This is a genomic window from Edaphobacter modestus, from assembly GCF_004217555.1.
Taxonomy (GTDB): domain Bacteria; phylum Acidobacteriota; class Terriglobia; order Terriglobales; family Acidobacteriaceae; genus Edaphobacter; species Edaphobacter modestus.
The window spans coordinates 83,110-101,392 of sequence record NZ_SHKW01000002.1 but is presented as its reverse complement, the minus strand read 5'-3'; the positions used below and the strand labels follow the sequence as shown (position 1 = coordinate 101,392).

Annotated in this window: 20 protein-coding genes and 1 pseudogene; 4 read left to right on the top strand and 17 right to left on the bottom strand. The window is 55.8% G+C overall.

Features of this window, described 5'->3' with window-relative positions; translation table 11 throughout:
- Positions 1-157: 157 nt before the first annotated feature.
- From BDD14_RS26300 to BDD14_RS33335, 3 genes and pseudogenes are all read right to left on the bottom strand, one after another.
- On the bottom strand, positions 158-1,120 hold the full coding sequence (locus tag BDD14_RS26300; RefSeq protein WP_130423777.1) for an AAA family ATPase: 963 nt from the start codon (positions 1,118-1,120) through the stop codon (positions 158-160).
- The gene (locus BDD14_RS26295) at positions 1,059-2,045 is read right to left on the bottom strand and encodes a Mu transposase C-terminal domain-containing protein (protein WP_242618297.1); all 987 of its coding nucleotides are present in this window, start codon (positions 2,043-2,045) and stop codon (positions 1,059-1,061) included. The genes BDD14_RS26300 and BDD14_RS26295 overlap by 62 nt, the downstream gene beginning before the upstream one ends.
- Positions 2,046-2,341: 296 nt before the next feature.
- Positions 2,342-2,476: pseudogene (locus tag BDD14_RS33335) on the bottom strand (helix-turn-helix domain-containing protein); the annotation flags it as partial.
- A gap of 158 nt (positions 2,477-2,634) precedes the next feature.
- Here BDD14_RS33335 and BDD14_RS26285 point away from each other — a divergent pair.
- A complete protein-coding gene (locus BDD14_RS26285; RefSeq protein ID WP_130423771.1) occupies positions 2,635-2,922 on the top strand; it encodes a WD40 repeat domain-containing protein in 288 nt (95 codons plus the stop codon).
- A gap of 80 nt (positions 2,923-3,002) precedes the next feature.
- Positions 3,003-3,389, top strand: coding sequence for a Fur family transcriptional regulator (locus BDD14_RS26280; protein ID WP_130423769.1), 387 nt, complete (start codon positions 3,003-3,005; stop codon positions 3,387-3,389).
- A gap of 146 nt (positions 3,390-3,535) precedes the next feature.
- On the opposite strand, the gene BDD14_RS26275 is transcribed toward BDD14_RS26280, so the two are convergent.
- From BDD14_RS26275 to BDD14_RS26210, 14 genes are all read right to left on the bottom strand, one after another.
- Positions 3,536-4,186: a cation efflux transmembrane domain-containing protein gene (locus BDD14_RS26275; RefSeq protein ID WP_130423767.1), complete on the bottom strand. Its 651-nt coding sequence runs from the start codon at positions 4,184-4,186 to the stop codon at positions 3,536-3,538.
- A 1,156-nt stretch (positions 4,187-5,342) separates the two neighbouring features.
- Complete coding sequence (locus BDD14_RS26270; RefSeq protein WP_165420304.1) at positions 5,343-6,875, bottom strand: glycosyltransferase family 39 protein; 1,533 nt, start codon at positions 6,873-6,875, stop codon at positions 5,343-5,345.
- 616 nt (positions 6,876-7,491) lie between these two features.
- Positions 7,492-8,598 (bottom strand): VWA domain-containing protein, encoded by a 1,107-nt coding sequence (locus BDD14_RS26260; protein WP_242618296.1) that lies wholly within the window; start codon positions 8,596-8,598, stop codon positions 7,492-7,494.
- 109 nt (positions 8,599-8,707) lie between these two features.
- On the bottom strand, positions 8,708-9,715 hold the full coding sequence (locus tag BDD14_RS26255; RefSeq protein ID WP_242618295.1) for a VWA domain-containing protein: 1,008 nt from the start codon (positions 9,713-9,715) through the stop codon (positions 8,708-8,710).
- A complete protein-coding gene (locus tag BDD14_RS33330) occupies positions 9,697-9,867 on the bottom strand; it encodes a hypothetical protein (RefSeq protein WP_242618294.1) in 171 nt (56 codons plus the stop codon). The genes BDD14_RS26255 and BDD14_RS33330 overlap by 19 nt, the downstream gene beginning before the upstream one ends.
- A 486-nt stretch (positions 9,868-10,353) precedes the next feature.
- On the bottom strand, positions 10,354-10,548 hold the full coding sequence (locus tag BDD14_RS26250; protein ID WP_130423761.1) for an SOS response-associated peptidase family protein: 195 nt from the start codon (positions 10,546-10,548) through the stop codon (positions 10,354-10,356).
- A 102-nt stretch (positions 10,549-10,650) separates the two neighbouring features.
- Positions 10,651-12,834 (bottom strand): tyrosine-type recombinase/integrase, encoded by a 2,184-nt coding sequence (locus BDD14_RS26245; RefSeq protein ID WP_130418408.1) that lies wholly within the window; start codon positions 12,832-12,834, stop codon positions 10,651-10,653.
- Complete coding sequence (locus BDD14_RS26240) at positions 12,834-13,835, bottom strand: tyrosine-type recombinase/integrase (protein ID WP_130418409.1); 1,002 nt, start codon at positions 13,833-13,835, stop codon at positions 12,834-12,836. The genes BDD14_RS26245 and BDD14_RS26240 overlap by 1 nt, the downstream gene beginning before the upstream one ends.
- A 96-nt stretch (positions 13,836-13,931) precedes the next feature.
- The gene (locus tag BDD14_RS26235; protein ID WP_130423759.1) at positions 13,932-14,447 is read right to left on the bottom strand and encodes an SOS response-associated peptidase; all 516 of its coding nucleotides are present in this window, start codon (positions 14,445-14,447) and stop codon (positions 13,932-13,934) included.
- 412 nt (positions 14,448-14,859) lie between these two features.
- Positions 14,860-15,072 (bottom strand): hypothetical protein, encoded by a 213-nt coding sequence (locus BDD14_RS26230; RefSeq protein WP_130423757.1) that lies wholly within the window; start codon positions 15,070-15,072, stop codon positions 14,860-14,862.
- A gap of 51 nt (positions 15,073-15,123) precedes the next feature.
- Positions 15,124-15,630 (bottom strand): hypothetical protein, encoded by a 507-nt coding sequence (locus tag BDD14_RS26225; RefSeq protein WP_130423755.1) that lies wholly within the window; start codon positions 15,628-15,630, stop codon positions 15,124-15,126.
- The gene (locus BDD14_RS26220; RefSeq protein ID WP_130423753.1) at positions 15,631-15,915 is read right to left on the bottom strand and encodes a hypothetical protein; all 285 of its coding nucleotides are present in this window, start codon (positions 15,913-15,915) and stop codon (positions 15,631-15,633) included. It abuts the gene before it with no gap.
- Between the two features lie 256 nt (positions 15,916-16,171).
- Positions 16,172-16,405 carry a hypothetical protein gene (locus BDD14_RS26215; protein ID WP_130423751.1) on the bottom strand — a complete coding sequence of 78 codons (234 nt, stop codon included), beginning with the start codon at positions 16,403-16,405 and terminating at the stop codon, positions 16,172-16,174.
- Between the two features lie 270 nt (positions 16,406-16,675).
- Positions 16,676-16,948 carry a hypothetical protein gene (locus tag BDD14_RS26210; protein WP_130423749.1) on the bottom strand — a complete coding sequence of 91 codons (273 nt, stop codon included), beginning with the start codon at positions 16,946-16,948 and terminating at the stop codon, positions 16,676-16,678.
- Between the two features lie 357 nt (positions 16,949-17,305).
- Between BDD14_RS26210 and BDD14_RS33870 the strand changes: the two genes are divergently transcribed.
- The gene (locus tag BDD14_RS33870) at positions 17,306-17,920 is read left to right on the top strand and encodes a tyrosine-type recombinase/integrase (RefSeq protein ID WP_278045537.1); all 615 of its coding nucleotides are present in this window, start codon (positions 17,306-17,308) and stop codon (positions 17,918-17,920) included.
- Positions 17,907-18,215 (top strand): site-specific integrase, encoded by a 309-nt coding sequence (locus BDD14_RS33865; protein WP_278045536.1) that lies wholly within the window; start codon positions 17,907-17,909, stop codon positions 18,213-18,215. Before BDD14_RS33870 ends, BDD14_RS33865 begins: the two co-directional genes overlap by 14 nt.
- Positions 18,216-18,283: the final 68 nt, after the last annotated feature.

The following is an 18,283-nucleotide window of genomic DNA, read 5'->3' as shown; positions in this document are numbered from 1 at the left end:
GGCTCGGCCCACCACCACATAACCTATGGGTTGCCTTAGAGGAGTTAGAGCTATCTGGAGAGGTCAATATCGTAGTGATATAGGCCTCTGTAGCTTGGATCGCAATATGGCGTAGATATTTGAGCGCTATTTGGCGTAAGGGGCCGTACTCTCGAGTTCAGACTTGTCCGATGACGAGACTGTCTCTTGCTGCGGTGACAATCTCTTTAGAGACGATCTCAGACTGATTGACCTTAAGGATGCGCTCGACTTGAGTTAGGAGACGGGTGAGCAGCCGGAAATTTCCTCCGCTCATCCGGATCAGGGTGGCGATCACGTCGGGAGCGAGTACTGCGTCAGGAAGTCTCACTCCAGCCGGCAACCACCGTTCGTTCAGAAGTCTCGTCATCTGCGCTTCGTCTAGGGGACGGAACTCATGGACGAAGCCGATCCGCGAATAGAACTGAGGGAAGCGAGCGACCCTCTTTTCGATGCCGGGCATGCCGATCAGCACCATGCCGATACCCCCATCGTCGAAGATGGACCTGATGGCTTCAAGGCTGTTCATGTGCAATCGGTCTGCTTCATCCACGAGGATCAGAGTCGTTGGATCAGGCACGGCTCTCTTGAGCGCCTGGAAATGCTCGAAAATTTGGAAGTAAGTAGGATCGACCGCAGGTCGATCACAAGGTGAGCAGCCCGGCTTGTTCAGGATCTCTGCGCGTTTCGCCTGGTCCCGTAGGCGAATTGCATCGAGAGTCTCGGTGGCTTCCTGGTGAATGGGACGAAGAGCCACCTCCTTAAGCCTCTCGCGAGTGGTCCGAATCTCGAACTGAACTCTCGCTGGAGTGTTTACAACTTCGGTGGTGTAGAGCACAGTGTCAATAGGCAGCTGATCACGCGACTCTGCGGGTTCACGATGAGCTTTGAGGATCATCTCGGCACGGCTATATTGCAACGCCGAAAGCGTTTTTCCAATCCCGGGAGCTCCGTAGCAGAGCCCGATATAGCGAAATTCACGGCAGGCGTCACAAAACTCCACGAAGCGACGATGCTCGACCGTCTCCACAAAGGCCGGATCACTCGTTGCGGTATCGCTTGATGCGGACCGTGGGGCTGGCGGGGACTGGGACGGGTACATGGCTTTCCTCCAAGGCTGGCCCTTGTTTCAGTTGCAGAAGAGTGTCGACCATCTTCTGGCGGTCGTGGAGGATCGACCGCAGTTCCTTTCGGCGTTGATTGCGGACGCGAATGACATCTCGCAGCGGGATGGTCTCTCCAGCCAACTCAGCGGAGATTGCTCTGCACAAGAAGCGGTCTCTATAGAACACACGAATTTCGCCCATATCCCTTGGGTCGAAGCGGATCGTTGCGTCCTCTCCGACGTAAGCAGCCAAGGTGAGTGACAGATAGCGCAATCCCTGGAAATGGATTCCATCTCTGCGAATCTTCCTGGCACGCACCTCGTGCATGAGTAAGAGGTCGAGCTGTTCAAGCGATTCTGGCATGCGGGGCAGAAACGCTCCTTCCTCCCAGCGCTCAGAAGGGGGGAGCCGTCCGTCGGCGTTCGAGCGCCGATGGTAGATCTCAAGCAGGAAGTGACCAAACCGCTCGTCAAACTGGTCCAGGGACAGGCTCGGGGCACGCTTCTTATGACGGATATAGCCATCGAGATCGCAGAGGAACATCTCGTTGACCGTCCGGAAGAACCGCTCGATACGGCCGCGGCCCTGAGGCTTACCCGGTATCGAAAACACCAGCCGGATCTTGAGGTCAGCGGCTACCTGTTGAAGATGCTTGGACGTAAAGTCGGTGCCGTTGTCTGTGTAGAGGATGTCGGGCACGCCGCAGATCTTCCAGTGCGGATGCCCTTTACGCCATATCCCCTGCCGCAAAGCAAGCGAGGTTCTGATGGAAGAAGGCGCGTCAAATCCGAGGTAATATCCAGCGATCGCCCGGCTGTAGTCGTCCTGTAGTCGTCGATCACGATCGTTAGCCAAGGCCTGGCCGTCGATCCGTCCTCCTTGAGCAACTTGATGTCGAGTTGTGCGTGATCTGCCTGCCATATGGAGTTCGGCTTGCTTGCTTCCCGTCGATGGATCAGATCAAAGCTCTCGCCGTATGATTTGGCTCCCTGGTGAGCAAGGGTGCGAAGGCTCGGCGGCACCTCTCGAACGATGTCGTACACGGTCCAATAACTTGGAACAGTGTCGCCGATCGCCTCCGCATACTCTTTGATCTGGCGGTGAACGGAGGTGATCGGGACCGGATGGCTCTCGAGCGCAAGACCCTCGATCGCCCTCTTCATCGAGTCAGACACAACCTTCCGTGCGCCGTGATCCAGTCGGGTCTTGCGAGCTAAGGACGCCAAACCGGAAGCGCGGTACAGGGCCACCCAGCGTTGAGCAGTCCGGAATGCCACCCCCGCCTCGGCAGCCACCAAACGGAGTGACCTGTTCTCTTCCAGGTGTGGTTGTAGCCAGCGAAAGCGCTGCATCGCAATCTCTCGGTCTTCCTCCGCCAGCGCCAAGAGCTCTTGCATGACCTGAGCTTACGCCACAAAGCGCCCAAAGACTTACGCCAAATAGCGCTCAAAGTGACACCTGGGACCGACGATCGAAGTACCTCGCAACCGCCGGCAGCCCGCAGATCACGGTGTGGGATTGCTCCGGCAAAGGGCCAGCCGGGCGAAGGCCACAGACTCTGAAACATCATCTCTTTCCGTTGCGCGCCATGCGCTATCAGAGCGACGGCCCATTGCTCGCCTCAGGGTGCGCAGAGGGCAGGGTTGCCATCTGGAAGCCAAGCAAGCGGGACGATCCGGATATGACAGCCTCGCTTGGCTCACCGGTCACCGCCCTATCGTGGTCAACCGCGTCAGGCCACCTGGCAGTCGCTACTGAAGACGGCAGCGTTGTGGTCTACGATCCGCGTTCTACTTAACTTTCGGAACAGAAGAGCAACCTAGCCTCAAGCCTGCACCCTAACGAGAGTGAATTATTATTAGTCTATGGTGTATTCGGATGACTAAGGAGATCCAGACCAGAAAAACACGACAAAAAGAAGCCATCCGCGCAGCTTTCCTCGAAGCGGATCGCCCTCTTTCGCCAGACGAGGCTCTTGCATTAGCACAAAGGCGGGCGGACGCGTTGAGCCTAGGAACTGTATATCGGAACATCTCCAGCCTAGTCGACGATAAATGGCTCACTACGGTTCAAGTTCCCGGCTGTCCAGCACGTTACGAGGTTGCCGGAAAGGCGCATCATCATCATTTCCAGTGTCGTAGATGCGGCGCTGTTCATGAGCTTGAAGGATGCGATGTACCACGTAAGCCGCATCTGCCGAGGGGCTTTAAATATCTTGATCACGATTTCTTTGTCTACGATTTCCCCCACGTCATTACTGGATAGACGACCCCGATTCTTGGGTCATGCCTTTCTCCGCAGACCTTGAAATAAGGTGGTACGGCGTCGGCCATTTTGGCCGGAAGCGCATTTGACGGAAGCGTTGGAGGCTTCCGTCTCTCGTACATCTACTGCGATCTGCATTCAGCGATTTAGTTAGGGACGTGGGAATGGTGGGCGCAGCAGGCCCGGCCCCTCAGGGAAAGGGTGCCCGCCCGCAGTAGCAAGGGAACGAGCAGCAAAGCTGCCGCACTGTCGGCCCAACCAATGCCGAATGTGGCATGAACCAGAAGACCAAACAGAACGATCGCCGCCTGATACGTGCAGAAATCTGTCTGTTTGGCGTCCGTCATCATGGCTGTGCTGTTGAGCGCCAGCCCCACTTTGCGCTTGGCGCGGGATAGCAAGGGCATGAAGATCAATGCCGCAGTTGTGACTCCGGCTCCGATCCAACTCGTCTCCGAAGTACGGTGCCGCCAGAGATTGAAGGTCGCCTCGATCAGGACATAAGCTCCCAGCGCCAACAAGCAGACACCCGCGATGCGTAGGCTGACGTGTTCCGCGTGATGGCGCCGACGATGGTCCATCTCGTGCGACATCCTCCACAGCAGTGCGGCTCCGGAGACAACTTCGATGAGTGAGTCAATGCCAAATCCAGTCAATGATAAGCTGTTCGATCTGATCGCAGCGACTAATGCGATTGCAGCTTCGAGACCCGCCCAGGCGATAGTGAAGTACTCGAGATTGCGTCCACGACGCGCGATTGCTGCCCGGTCCATTCCAGAAAAGATAGCGGTTCCCATAAAACTTCCTTAGCGCTCGACCTGAAGAGCGAAGACCAGCGTTGGGTTCAACGACGCGTTTACTGGCGGCAATTCGCGGAATCGCCGCAAAGCACGGCAGCATACACCGCCGGGAAGGGCTGGTTCTAGTGGGGGAAAGAAGCCGCAGGAGGGGGGCGAATCGAATAGACACGCACTTGAACAAAGCCAGGAAGGTCTGAGTCGCAGCCTGTCGTATACATCGCACGACAACATGATAGGTAGATTGCCAGAGCCACGACGACAGCGACGAGTGTCGCGCCCAGCATACACAGGCTGCAATGTCCGTTGTCAGATTGTTGACCGGCAAGGTGAGTGTGACTGGCGGCGGAAGTCGTCGCACATAAAACGCACAGCATGAGAATTGCACCTAAGACAACGCGTGCCCATCCGTATTCATGCCTTTTTTGCTGCATTAGGAACGATTATGTCCTCATTATCCTTTTTACGTCAATTAGATGATTGAGTTTGGTCGCGTCTGCTGAGAGGAAACGCGAGCAAGGCATTGGTGGCAAATGCTGATGGTTCCGCGAGGGATCGATCGCCGCGGTTCCCGGGGATGGGCTGGTGCTCGACGTCGATGCGTTGAGCAGCCCCGGTCTACCTCGATGCAGTTGTGTGGCGCCCACAATTCGAGTTCACTGATGGCGCATTACACGTCAGCGCTCTTTTCACAAATGACGGTTTATGAGTCCTTCGAAATCGCCTCATAAGCCGGGACACAAACAAATAGATTAGAACGTGATTTGTGATTTCTTCGCCGCTTGGTTAGTGAATTTGCTCACGTTTCGCCTGGTGGAGCCAAACAGGGCCACGCCTTCTTTTATTGCTTCTCTTCGTCGATCCCCTTTGCAACGGTCTTTTAATTTCACCGTCCCTTGGTCGATTCACTGCGACGGATCATACATATGGGAAACTGTAAGGCCATTGCCGTTGGCCAGCAGTCGACGGGTTCCTAAGCTCGGTCAGTGATGGATCCCCAATGCACTGACCGAGGGCCGATCGCTACTCGGCAGTCGGCTCGTGAGCTCTGAAATCTATCGCAAGCCGGAAGACACCGACCCGTAATGCGGCTAGAGAAGCTGCTCATGTGTCTGAAAAATGAAAAGCCTTTTCGTTATCGATACAACAAGTTGGCCTACTTAGAATTGCCAGCTTTTTTTCCCTCGATTGACTCTTGTCTTTGCTTCTCAATCGTGTCACAAAAGTCGTCATGCGGCATCCACTGTTTACAGAGCGACGGGCCATTCTTGCTCATTCTATTGAACAGGGCATCGGCGACCGGCCGAGTGGAGACGCCATTGATAGCGGGAGTGCGGTCTATCAGACGAGCACTAAGAAGAACATTTGCATCGATCCGATCGAGTAGTTCAGTCCGATAGTGCGGGGGCAGAAGAACGTAAGTGAGCCAAGTCCAGGACCCAAGATAGCTGTAGACGAGAAAATCATGGTACTCGGCGACGAACTGTTGACGGGGGACCACGTTGATCGGAAACCAAGGCCTCAGATCGAGGAGACCGCGATCTACGGTGTCCTTGAAGATGTACTCCACTGACGCTTGGGGATCAGCTACGTAGGCGACGTTTTGCAGTTGATTTCGCGGAGCATAAAAGGACGATTGGTGAAATTTCGTAATGTCGGCCATGACGAATGGCGAGGAAGTATGTGATTCAAGAATTGCCATGTGATCGGACAGTCTCTTCACATCGAGCCTACTTATTCGAATCAGCCAGATACTGTGAGCGGTGAAATAGAGCAGTCCCACTGTACATAGAATTAGAGCAAAGCTGCGAGGTCTGGGAGCTACGGCATATCCGAAGTGGCATAGAAGAACAACGGCTCCAACCATGGCGGAGATCGCATACCGCTCTATGTAGCCGTGGGTCACGGTCTTCGCCAGTATCATCGTGAAGAGAGGGATAGCGGCAATTGAGCTCCATGCCACGACCTCATATGTAGAAAAGCGGCGAATCTCAAAGCGATAATCCTCTTCTCGAGCCTCAGAACGGAGCAGGATGACAAGATACGGTACGGCGCCGACAACAAGAACGTTGGCGAGGCCACCGAAAAGCTGAAGATAGTAGTCCATCAAGGTTCCCCATATCGGGACGGCCCAAAAGTGCGCTGAATAGCCACTGGCCCTGCGGATGGTGCCGAAGAAGACGAGCAGAGGAACCACGCCCCCCATAAGGGAAAGCCACGTCCAAACATCAATGCGTTTTAGTTGGATAGTGCGCGCCACCTCGCCGAGGCCCAGAGCAAAGATGAACAGCACGGCATAGTAATGGCTGGAGACCGCAAGGCCGCAAGCAAAGAAGAGGACCACAAGCCATTGAGGTCGGTTAGTCGAAGAGGAAGTGACCCGTTGCCAAGCGAGCAAAGCGAGCGCACAGAACCCGAGCTCAGAACCGTAGCCACGTGCCTCCGTTGCGTAGTAAAAGGCACTGGAAGCCAGGGGAAGAGTCATCCCAAGAAGCGCCCAAAGAAGAGATGTTCTGCGGTAGAGGAGGTGGAAAAGACAGACGCACATCATGCCGAAACCGAAGATTGGCAGCAAGCGCACCGTAAGGTGGCTGGTGCCAAAAGCAACGGTAAACAGATGCGTAAGGTAATAGAAGAGAGGGGGATGTTGATCGGCGCCTGTGGCCAGCGCTTCGAGTATCTGAGTCATACTACCGGCTCTTGAGATATACAGAGTGAAAAACTCGTCATCCCACAGTAGTTTCGTCTTCGCAGTAGCTACCGCGACAGCGCCATACAGGATCACAAAAAAAAGTATCGGCCAGCGGAGAGGCAATGATTCAATAAGGGCTGCTATTCTCTCTAAGCGTTCAAGTGCTGAAGAAACAACGATCTTTCCGTAGTGGTGTTGTTTTGGGGGTGCTTTAGTCATCGCTCATCCTTCTTGTGATTTGGCCCGGGTTGCACTAATCTCAAACGCGGCAAGCGGTCGTTGGCGGTGCATCATCGCGAGCCGGGAAACAATAATCCGGATCTGATGATTATGCTCTGCCTTGGGCATCATGCTATGGTGACCCGGACGCAGATGCTTAGTAAGGAATGGCCGGAGCTGCTTCGCGTTCTGTGGCGTGAACAGCATCCGGAAGCGCACGAACAGACAATTATGAACTTTGCAGTAAAGCCGGTTGCAGTGAAGCTCGTTCCTCTGTTTTCAGAGGATCGATTGCGATCCCCGCAGAAATCGCATCTGCATCCTCCTAAGTTGGCTAACGCACTGGTGTTGATACCAAAGGCGGCCCCTGAGATGACATCGATCGGCGCAGACTTCAGTCGGAGACCCGGGGAGCGAAATAGCCTGTATGGACGCGAACCCTATAGCGACGGTCAAACGCCTGGAGATTGATCGTGCGGAAGGAACCGTCATTCTTGAAGTTCGCCGGGCGGTAGATCAAGGAGTATTGGCTCCGGAGCTCCTCTTGAATTCTGTGGAAGCCAGTTGCTACGTCCTCGATACGGACGGGGTAGAAGGCCTGACCACCTGTGGCTTCGGAGATTACGCGGAGTACCTCGTCGCCCTTGCTTTTGCTCGGACTGATATTGGTGCTGATGGCGTAGACGATAGTCTCGGCACGCTGGCACATTTTGATTGCATCCGACGCATGAGAGCGGCTGTAGTTATCGTCGCCGTCAGAGACAAGGATAAGGATGCGGCGGACGGCCCCTTCGCCGTGAACGGTGAGCATCTGGTCGTGGCAGGTCTTCTGGAGGGCATCGAAGATTGCTGTGCCTCCGCCGGGCCGGAGCTTCTGGATACCCTGTTTGAGCAGGGTGATGTCGTTGGTGAAGCTCTGAGAGACGTCAATCTTGATGTCAAAGCCCTCGATGAAGGCGAGATCTCCGCTATGAAGTATCTGGCGCAGGAACTCGATTGCAGAATCCTGCTCGAACTGAAACCGCTGGCGGATCGAACTGGAGGTGTCGATCATGATACCGACGCGGAGTGGGAGATTAGTCTGCTGGGTGAAGTTAAGGACGGCGACCGGAGGACGGCCGTCGTCGAGCAAGCCAAAGCTCTCGCGTTTTAGGCCGGTAATGAAGCGGCCCTTTTTGTCGGTAACCGTAAAAATGAGGTTTACCTCGTTGGCCTGAACTTTAATAGTTGTAACTGGCTCGCTAGAGCGTGGTGTCGTGGTGTCAGGGGTTTGTTGTGAGGTGGGTACGGATTGTTGCCCGGCGCTGGCTTGCAGCCGGGTGATTGGCTGCGCTGGAAGCTGGGCCGGCACGGCGGGCGAGATTTGCGGAGCAGCAATATTAGATTCCACTGCACGGGAGTCCTGGGCGAAGGCGGGCATGACGCACAGGAGGAGAGCAATGACCTCGGCAGAGGCTGTGTGGCGCCATTGTGCCGACCGGTTACGAGAAGAGGCTATCACGGGGTTGATTCTACCGAATGATGAGAAGAGCTGACGCTCTACGGGAACGCTGTTGGTTCAAGCTCCCTCGTAATGGCTAACCAAATCCATATTCGTCTCCGTTCCCGCATCACTCAGACAACTTGCCCGGAGCATTCAGGTCGGGTTTACCCTGCTTAGCAGTATCCGCATTGACTTTTGGATAGTACCCGCTCCGCGTCCGCACCGAAAGCTTTCCGAACCCCTTGGCTTTTGCATCCACGTACACCTGCCTGTACCCGCCCAGCGTTGGTGACTTGGTGGAGTGATATGCAATCGTATATTGGGTGCGGATATCTTGCGCTAACACAGCTGCGATAGCGTCAACATCCTTTAGCGACTTCGGGAAATAAGCCGCCCCGCCTGTCTGCTCACTCAACGTCTCCAGTACCCTGCGCGCATGTCTCGATGCGCGCTTATCTATATCTTCCCCGAACAGCAACCCAAGGCAATAGATCACCGGTCCATCCAAGTCCTGAATCCTCCGGATCGCCTGCTCTAGCGTCGTACTCGAGGCATTATCGTCGCCATCGGTAACAAGTAGCAGCACCTGCTTTGGATGCTTCGCGTTTTTGGCCAAATAGTCCGCCGAAGCTACTAGCGCGTCGTAGATTGCAGTTCCTCCACTCGACTTGACGAACCCTAGCCCATCCTGCAGCTTATTGATGTCGCTCGTAAGATCCTGGTCGATGAACGCCTGCCATGAGAAGTCCACCACAAACGCCTCGTCCTCGCGGTTCGAAAGCTTCACAAAATCCAGCGCAGCCCTTTCCACCGCCGCACGTTTGTCATACATCGAGCCTGAGCTGTCGATGACTATCCCCAGCGATACCGGCAGATCTTCATGCCGGAACGAGGCAATCGTTTGCGGAACGCTATCCTCATACACATGGAAAGCATCCTTATCCAGCGTCTGGATAGACCGTCCATCCCCATTGAAGACAGATGTGTTCAGCCGAACCTCATACGCGTCCTGACGCAGCGTATACTTCCCGCCTGCCCCCCGCTCAATCGTCCCTATTCCAACCTCCTGTGGCGGTTGAGGTGTGTGCTTAGCCGGCGGATCACGGTCAGGCGAAGCTACGGGATCTCGGTCCACCGTGAGGTTCGGTTCTTGCTGCGCGGGTTGCTGCTTGTTGCTGCAGACTTGGCAGTCACCTGCTGCGCCGATACGCTCACAGAGTTCTGCATCAGCGTCAGTAATCCTGCAGCAACCACTAGCGGCCAGAAATCCTCATTGCGAAGATGCATAGTACTCCTGACGATATTGCGGCCAGCGCAGGGCCCCGGCAGTATCGGTCGCATCTACAATCTACGCCTGTTCCAACTCCGCAGCATCTCTGACGGCAGTTACCCAAGAGGGTGCGGACATTTGGCGTACGGTTGATCCTTCGGCGCCGTTACATTGACAGACGAATAGGGCAGAATACAGGTCTAGCATTAGAGTCAGTGCTAACTTTAGCAATGTTGCGGAAAACACCGGGGATTGCATGCTAAACATCTACCGCGTCTCAGAACGGTCTTTTGCAAAAGCTCGGAGACACTGCCGATCACGCTCGACTGGCGGACGGCGTCTGGATCGACATGATGGAACCTACAAAAGAAGAGGAGCTCGTTGTCGAAGCACTTCTCGGAATAAACGTTCCGAGCCGGGAAGAAATGCGGGAGGTAGCTGGCGATCAGTATCGATGAGTCCGCTTATGTTTACCGATGATTCGAGTGACTTGCTTAGCTTGTTCATAGGCCATCTAGCAATTCTGCCGAGTTGTTGCGCACGTTACCTACGTCTCTGCTTACTTCAAATGCCTCCATCTCATCAGCCGGGAACGGTCTCAGAAGATTGATGGGCGGCTGATGTGTCTCTTCCCTGTCAAGCCAACGGTTGAAATCGCTTTCATGCAGTATGACCGGCATTCGGTTGTGGACTGACATTATGTGGAATTGGTGAGATGTCAAGCTTATGTGAGGCGTGATGTTCTCGCTTGGCTGTACAGCCAAGCGAGAACATCACGCGGAAGCCGGACGCAGGATAGTTCAGACCGCGTTTGATCCGAGCCTTGGACTGGCCTCGATCAGTTGCCGCAACGCCGCCTGATCGCCCGCGAGCGCCTTCCGCTCCGTTTCAGTGACGGGGATTTGTTCCAGAATACGCTGGTTATGAGTGTTGGCTTCGAGCGCCTGGGCTCGCGTCGAGTCTCCCGGCACGTAGAAGTCGCATCGTTGGCAAGCCATGCGGTGCTGGCACTGTGCCCAGTATGGGTTGGCGCAGTACCCGTGTCCGAGATGAATGAACTTGTACGGTTCGCCCCGACCGGCTGCTCCACTTTCGATTGCAGCACGATCCAGAAGAACCTGGACGACCGCAACATTGCGCTCGAAGTAACGCGCGTCGACGTAGGCCTGCGTGAGTTTGTCGGGCGAGACCGTCGCATACCACTGGGTGGAAGCAACGCAGCGATGGCCCAGCCACTCCTTCAGGGCCAGCAGCGACATTGGTTCTTTTGCGTTGTACAACTGCGTCGCGATGGTCGATCGGGCGCGGTGACTGGTGATCGGACCGCGAACATCAGCGTCTGGAACACCTGCCTTTCGGCAGAGCATCGGGATAACGGAGTGATTCAGGATGCAGCTTCCCATTGATCTTCCGCGGTAGCCGAAGAGGACCTGGAAGACCTCTCCCGTCTTTTCATCGGTAACTGCCTGCATCGCGGGACGAAGTTGTTGCCATGCTTCGATCGCTTCGCGTACCAAACCATGAACCGGTTTCGTATAACTGCCGTTGGTCTTGTTTGCCGGGACATCCAGAAGGCAGACGGCGGCACCCTCCCTGGCAAGCTCTTCATCTCGTGATGTGTGCCGGCGAACGCACCCGAGACGCAGGCGGCCGATCTCATCCTTTCTCAAGCCAGCGAACAGCCACACAAGGGCCAGAGCCCGCATCATGGCGACGGGATACCGGGGAGCCGATACCCGGCCCATCGAGTTTGTACTACGGAGCAGATCGGATGACTCCAGATTGAGCCCGGCCCACAGCAGCTTTGCCCAGACATCCTCGGCGATGATGCGCGGGTTGGGAGAACGAAGAAGCGCGAGAGATGGTGGGTAGCGGAAGGTCTGCTTGGGATCGAATCGGTAAGGAACAAGCTCCCAGAGCAAAAGATCGGTGAAGAAGCAACGCAGGGCGCTGATATGTCCGAGCCGGGAAGCGACGCTCAGTAGCCGGTCCGGGTAGATTGTTCGCTTGTCGTCGACGAGCTCTCCGACGCGGAAGCTTCCCGAGGCGGCCACATGTTCCGCAGCAAGCTGGCGCGTCCATTGGTCGGGCCGGGACACCTCAGGATGCACGATCTTCAACCAGCGACCTACCACCAGCAGCCTCGACCTGGTGCTTCGTCTTGTGCTTGGCCGTAGTGTTGAGGTCTCATACCAGCGATTGCACCACGACAGCCACTCCGGGCTGATCCCGCCAGGTACCACTTGCCGGCTTACACCTTGCGGCGCGACATACGGCCGCAACGGAGATTGCATGATCCCCAGAGCGACGAACGCATGAGACAGCATGAACGTGGCCTGCTTCAGACTGTAAGCGCATTCCTGGCATCGCAGACCTTCAAGCGACTGAGCCGTAAGGGTCGCAACGTCAGCAGTTCCATGGACCAGGAACAGCTCGCACAGAGCGTTGCGGACTTCCAGATGGAAGTATCCGGTGTAGCCCAGGCGCTTCAACTCGGCCTGAACCTTGCCGATCGACCGGTCCACCTCCTCACGCCCGAAGACCTTGATCGCCAGAGAACGGCGGCGAAGGATGCGCCGCTCCTGATTGCGCAGCTTGGGCAGATCGACACTACACAGCAGAGCCGCCATGGCGAGAACATGCTGTAACGTGTTGGCTGTAGTGCGAGCCTCTTTGCAGCGATGGTATACACTCGTCCACGCTTCCTCATCCCAGGTCCAGAACACGGTGTGGGTCGCATGCATCTCCGCTACAAGATGCCGCAGAAGGGAGTGCTGCGACTGTTGCGCCTCCGTCAGGCCAAGGCATGCCTTCAGCGGGTTCAGGAGACGAGCAAGCGGGTCGTCGAGACGAAGATGGAGAGATTCTCCTTCGGCAACGGCTGCGATCCGCAACCGCTCTCTCTGTGTGAACTCAGGAGTTCTATCGTAGCGGCTGAGATCGAGCCGCCTGGAAGGCAACGTATCCGCTGCGAGCTTAGGCATTACTCCTCCGGTCCAAGCGATGGATGACGAGGCGCAGCCAAGCTCCCCATGGTTCTGGCGAGAGCATCGGTAAGATCGCGTGCGCTCAGGTGGATGTAGATCAGCGTGGACTGCAGCACGCGATGACCGGCGAGCGTCGCGATGTGATGCATATCAAGGCCGGCGCGAGCCAGGTCCGTCAGGCGCAGATGTCGCATCGTGTGCGTTGTCAGATGTGGGATCTCACTGCGCAGAGCCATGCGTTCGACCACCTTGGTCCAGGTATAGGAGGTAATCGGCATCATGCGATTTCGTGGCGACTCCGAGAGGAAGACGGCATCGGGCTCGCACCGCATGGTCCGCCGCCGATTGAGATATCGGCCCAGCAGGGCCGAAGTGGCAAGCGAATAGGGCACAACCTTGCCGCTGCGATTCTTCGTCGTTTCCGCTCGTATCGTTAGCAGCTTCCGCGCAAAATCGAAATCGCTGACCATGATGGAACACAGTTCTTCCCGGCGGAGGGCACCGTCGTAAGCCAAGGCCAGCATGGCGCGATCCCGGATGGAGTCTTCCGAGGTGGCGCGAAGAAGCCGTTCCCACTCTTCGTCGGTTGGAATCCATGGCAGCTTGTGCATCCGTCGAATAGGACCGGCCGTGCGAAAGACGGTCGTCCCACAACAGCGGAAGGCGCCCCCACGAGAGACTGGATTCCCCGGTCGCAGGCCTTCTTCAACCAGATATTCAAAGAACAACCGCAGGGCGGTCACTCTCTGGATCAGGGTGGAATTCGCCAGCCCTCTTGCACGTGATTCGTTGATCCAACCGGCAACATCAGATTGCGTACTTGCTTCGCAGTCGTGAACCCGGGGTTCGATAAACGCAAGATATGAATCGACGGCACGAGCGTATGCGTCGAGGGTGTTCGGAGCCAAGCCAAACTGCTCTCGCATGGTCAGCCACGCACGGGCATGAATGGCTCCGGCAAGGTGATGGTGACGCTCAAGATCGAACCGAAGAGTCATGGCACCTCCGTTGCGCGTTCCCAATCGCGCTAGCGCGATTGGGAACGCGCAGCCTTTCTACACCATGGTGGAGTTCATCGACACAGCATCATGCAGCTAAGCTTTATTCCACTTAACTATTGTCATGAGTTCATTGGCATCCGTGGTGATGATCGTGTAGGTCTGGAGCCAGCTTCCGTCGGTGGGATTCTTCCAGGCATCCCAGAGGCCGGCAAAACCCATAGGCTTTCCGTTGGCGAGATCGAAGGCGAACGGGCGCTTGTTCTTTGGATCATCGTGCGTCCACTCGTAGAATCCGGACGCCGGTACCAGGCATCGCCGTTTCTTGAACGGCTGAGCCCACCAACCGCGGGTAATGGTTTCGGCTCGAGCGTTGATGGTGGATTTACCCTTCAGGTCTGCTAGGGACTTGGTGCTGAACGGGACCAAGCCCCAACGCAATTGGACAAGCTCGCGCTCGCCGGTGTCGCGATTAGCGCGGATGATGGGCTGCATGGTCTGAGGAGCGACGTTGTAGTCCCAAGGCGGCAGGGGAAAGTCGACGACCTGCTTTACATGGAAGGCTTCGGCGATCTTCTGCTTGTCGCTGCGTCTGAAGTAACGTCCGCACATGTTGACGGTCCAGCCTATCACTCGTGTTTGTCGGAGCGTTTAGTGGTAGCGGCCGACACTTGCAATCCATTGAGATAGAGACGAGAGCGAAGAAGATCCTCATTGAGAATGGCCGTTCGATATTCCCATATGTCAAGGTCCAAGTCTATCGAGACAGTCTGCCCGTGATTACTCGGGGAGATGCAGTCTTCGGTGATTTCAGAAGCTTCTTGGGCGGTCTTGCGGACTATTGGCGTCAGCTGATGGTAGTCGGCATCCTCAATGTAGAGGTCACAGGTTTGATTTCTGGTGGACGTCTTCGAGCGAAGGAAATTAGCGTTCTTATCCGTACTCAATCTTCGATATCCTCCGCGGATACATCCTGGGATTGTTCGCTGGAACAGTGCCACAGCTAGATGCTGAAGATCAAGTGTTATTCGGGCAGCTTCTCGGTAAAGTCCTTTTCCTCGAATGAGGGGAGGTCACCATCTTCTATGCCCTTGAGTCTTACGGCGACCTCCCAACGGGCGCCCTCATGTTCTACGTCGAAGATTTGTGGAATTCTCCCCACACTCCACGGCAACTCGACGAGGGCCCTGGCAAGACAGAGTTTAGCGCGCTCAATCTCATCAACCGGTATTGCCAAACCATCCATGGATAGTTGGATGCCCACTGAGATAAGGAGGGCTGCATGATCCTAGTCCTCCAGCTCGTCTTCAATAGCTTCGACAGCATCCTTCCAACCCGCTTCGGTAGCCTTGCAGAATTCATCCAAAGATCCAGATGAAATACCTTTGCTCTTGAGGTACTTCTTCAGAATGGCGATCTCTCCGTTGATGTGATCAATGATCGAGTGATGGACCGCGGCAATGTGCTCGCGGACCTCTGCGACGTCAATCTTCGGCTTCGGCGGTTCTTTGGGCTTACGGGGCTGGCGCTCCACGAAGTCCAGATCCTCAACGGGCACTCGGAACCGCTCAAGGTTTGTGCCCGGCAACTCCAGATCGACCGCTTGCCCATTGTCATAAACCTTTGTGATCCTCAGTTCGCTCTTACCAGTTCCCACGGTAACGATATCGCCAACAACCGGAGCGTCTTGGTGCGCGTGACTCTCCGTCTGCTGCTTCTCGGCAAGTGCTTCGGCGAGACGTGCGCTTACATCGAGAGGCTCAGCCTTCTTCGGTGGTTTCCGCTTGGTCGCCATTTATTCGTTACCTGGTCCTCCGAACCTGTGCTTGATCTCATCGATGGCCCAGAATCCGGGAAAGGTGACTGTCTCGCCGGCGCGCAGTCTCGCAAGGATTACATTTGCCTCTTCCGACGGAATTACCTTGGCGAGGTCTTCCGCGTAAGTGCCAATATTCGTAGACCACCATTTGTGTGTGGTGTATCCGTCACTCGTGACGAACGTGATGGTTTCAAGGTGCCCTTTGAACTCTCCCTCGGGCAGGAGATTGGGTATGCCTGTGAGAGTGAACGGTTCGACCATGGCGAAAGCGTAGCAGAGCCGCGATCCCTAGTGCTTGCTTAGTTTGTATCGGTAGAACCTCGCGTCGCAACCCATACAACGAAAAGGGCGAATGGAGATCAGCGTCAGAAGTCGATCAAATCCTCGGCATCGCGAATGGCGAAGGTCCCGTCCTTTACATTCTGGACATCTCATTCCACCCCCAGGCAGAAAGCGCTACACGAACCGCAAAAGAACATGCGAACGCCTCAGTTATCCAGTATTGATGCATGAGTTGCTATTTCAGTTTGATGTATTGTTCTTCCGTCAGGTTCAGCCAGATAGAACCTCTACCGGTCTCGATTGCATAGTCGAGCGCTTGGCGATCTTCCAGTTTCTTATCCGCTCCGAAGCGGTCATGCATCTCGCGAATCTTCGCCGCTGTCCGAAAGGTAAACGTGCGCGGAAGAGACGTCTTCAGGTCGGCCTCTAGGAACTGACAGTACCAGCCGTCACGCAACATGAAATGCATGTACACCCGGTGGCCGGGTCCACACCTGCCGCAATAGCGTTCGTATCCGGGGAATGGAGATGCCGATCTACGCTTGCAACTACAACATTCCTCCCCTGTCGCCCTCATCCGCGTTGTCGATTCGCGTTCGCCACCCATAGGCGAAGAACAGGCGAAAACAAAAATGGATGCAATGGCTGCATTGTGGAAAGCGGCGACAGCCTTTTCAGGCCGTCGTCGCTCGAAGAGTCTCTACTGATAAGGCATCTTATGTACTTCTACTACCTCAGATCATCCAAGGCGGTCCGTCCTTCGGTGGTAACATGCTCGGACTGCATTCCCCCAACGGCCATCCGTAGCGCTGAGGCTCAGCTCATTGCCTTGGTTGTCATAAAGCTTGAAGCCCCCTCTGACTACACCAAAGCCGCGCTGCCGGACAGGAGCTAACTCGTTCTCGAGCTGGGCATTCTCCTGGCGAGTCATCGCAGCGATCTTCTTCCGGACCTGAGCAGCCAGATCCTGAAGCTGATCCCTCACGGCCAGAAAGAAGGGGCCTTCGGACAACCGAAGCCCTTCCGAGATCTGGGATAGGGCGTTGATGACGTCCCTGTTGTGGAGACACTCCTTAGCAAGCCGTAGGTATTCCTCGGCACTGTCCTTGGCTGTAGCTTTGATCGCTATTTGTCGTAATGTTTGAGCGTTATATGGCGCTTCTGCTGGGCTCGACTAACAACATTGGGCAGCACGAACGCTCGTTAGCACAGGCCAGAGACGCTATACGCGCAGCTAAGTGTTTGACTCGTCATGCCATTTGCAGTCACATGGCTTTACAGCTCCCAGGCAACTGTCACAACGAACCTCCGAAAACTACGACAAATAGCTCTGAAAAACTACGCCAAATAATTCTGAAAGTGACAGCCTGTGCCGGCTGAAAGCAGGGAAGGGGGGCCCCTGGCCCTCACCCCGGCCCAGACTTTGCTCCGGAAGATGGTGCTGGACTCGGTCTCCTCCCCTCACAGCCGACGGAACTACGCCAAAGCTTTAGATGACCTCTTCCGATTCTGCGCCAGCCGACCTCTCTCCCGGGAGCTGTTGATGGAGTGGAGGTCGACCCTGGAATCGTTGTCCCCCTCTACTATTAATGTCCGGCTCTCGGCCGTACGGAAGATGGTCGGCGAAGCACGGCGGGCCGGGATGATCGGCCAGGAGGAGGCGGCGAGTCTGACCGACATTCCGAACATCCGGCAGAAGGGAACTCGGCTGGGAAACTGGCTGACCCGCGAGCAGGCCAAAGATCTCCTGACCGTCCCCGATCGCTCGCCCCTGAAAGGGAAGCGGGACTATGTGATCCTGGCCCTTCTGGTCGGTTGTGCACTCAGGCGGAACGAACTGGCGGAGCTCGACGTCACGACCATCCAGCAAAGGGAGGGTCGATGGGTCTTGGCGGACCTCGAGGGGAAGGGCCGGCGGATCCGTACCGTTGCCATCCCGATCTGGGTGAAGAAGGGAAATCGATGTCTGGATGACCGCGGCTGAGATTAAAGATGGCCGGCTGCTCCGGTCGGTCTCGAAGAGCGGGAAGATCAATCGCGACACCTTGAGCGATTGGGCGGTGTGGTCGATAGTTGAACAGTCATCCAAACAAATAGGGATCGAACACTTCGGCGCCCACGACCTTCGTCGCACCTGCGCTAAATTGTGCCGGAAAAACGGCGGGGATCTGGAGCAGATCAAATTCTTGCTCGGGCATTCCTCAATCCAGTCGACTGAGCGCTATCTAGGGTCCGAGCAGGATATTGAAATCGCGGTGAACGACAATTTGGGATTGTGAATGGGCCGACCGAAACTGTCGAGATGCGCCATTCTTAAAAGCAGCCTATGGAGGAGAATAGAGTTATT